This is a genomic window from Seonamhaeicola marinus (genome assembly GCF_008085455.1).
The window spans coordinates 1-1,221 of the sequence record NZ_VSDQ01000580.1; the positions used below are offsets into that span (position 1 = coordinate 1).

Here is a 1,221-nt window from a genome sequence, read left to right on the forward strand (position 1 = left end):
AATAACCTTTAAAGAGTCTGTATTGCCACTTTGGCTGCCTGCATTTTTAGTGTTAGCGTTAATATTACCGTCAAATTTTTCAACAACAGCCATTATATTTTTAATGGTTATTGTGTTGGTATTTTTAGGTGGTTATCCTTTAAGATATTTGGCTGTTATTATTGGTAGTGGTTTGTTAATGTTAACAATGTTTATTCTGGTTGCAAAAGCATTTCCTGATGCTATGCCAAACAGGGTTGATACTTGGATGAGCAGAATTGAGAGTTTTTCTAATGCAGAAGATACAGAAGCAGATTATCAAATTGAAAAAGCAAAAATAGCTATAGCCTCAGGAGGTATTAATGGTGTTGGCCCAGGAAAAAGTAGGCAGAAAAACTTTTTACCACAATCATCATCAGACTTCATTTTTGCCATTATTATTGAAGAGTATGGGTTAATAGGCGGTTTGTTTGTTATGGTTTTATATATGTGGTTATTGTTTAGAATAGTAATAGCTGCACAAAAAGCCGATACTGTGTTTGGTAAATTATTAGTGCTAGGTGTTGGTTTGCCAATAGTGTTTCAGGCATTAATAAATATGGCTGTGGCTGTAGAGTTGTTTCCGGTAACAGGGCAAACACTACCATTAATTAGTAGTGGAGGAACCTCTATCTGGATGACTTGTTTAGCACTTGGTATTATTTTAAGTGTTAGTGCTAAACGCGAAGAAATAAAAGAAAAAGAAGAAAATATAGAAGAAAACCCATTAGAAATTTTATCTGAAACTATTTAATGAGTAATTATAAAATCATATTATCTGGAGGAGGTACAGGTGGGCATATTTATCCTGCAATAGCAATTGCTAATGAGTTAAAAATGCGTTTTCCTAATGCGGAATTTTTGTTTGTTGGCGCAAAAGATAGAATGGAAATGGAAAAAGTACCACAAGCAGGTTATAATATTGAAGGTTTATGGATTTCGGGTATACAGCGCAAGTTAACATTAAAAAACCTATCGTTTCCTTTTAAGGTCGTTAGCAGTGTTTTAAAAGCTAAAAAAATAATAAAGCAATTTAAACCTCACGTGGCTATTGGTACGGGTGGTTTTGCTAGTGGTCCGTTATTGTATGCGGCTGCATCTAAGGGTATTCCTAGTTTAATACAAGAGCAAAATTCGTATCCAGGAATAACAAATAAATTATTATCAAAAAAAGCTAAAAAAATATGTGTGGCTTATGATGGT

General features: G+C 33.7%; 2 protein-coding genes. Both read left to right on the forward strand.

Features of this window, described 5'->3' with window-relative positions; genetic code table 11:
• Positions 1-772 (forward strand): FtsW/RodA/SpoVE family cell cycle protein (locus FUA24_RS10605; RefSeq protein ID WP_187388243.1); only part of this gene is annotated, 772 nt, incomplete at its 5' end.
• A partial coding sequence (locus FUA24_RS10610; RefSeq protein WP_187388244.1) for a UDP-N-acetylglucosamine--N-acetylmuramyl-(pentapeptide) pyrophosphoryl-undecaprenol N-acetylglucosamine transferase occupies positions 772-1,221 on the forward strand: 450 nt, incomplete at its 3' end. The genes FUA24_RS10605 and FUA24_RS10610, both read left to right, overlap by 1 nt.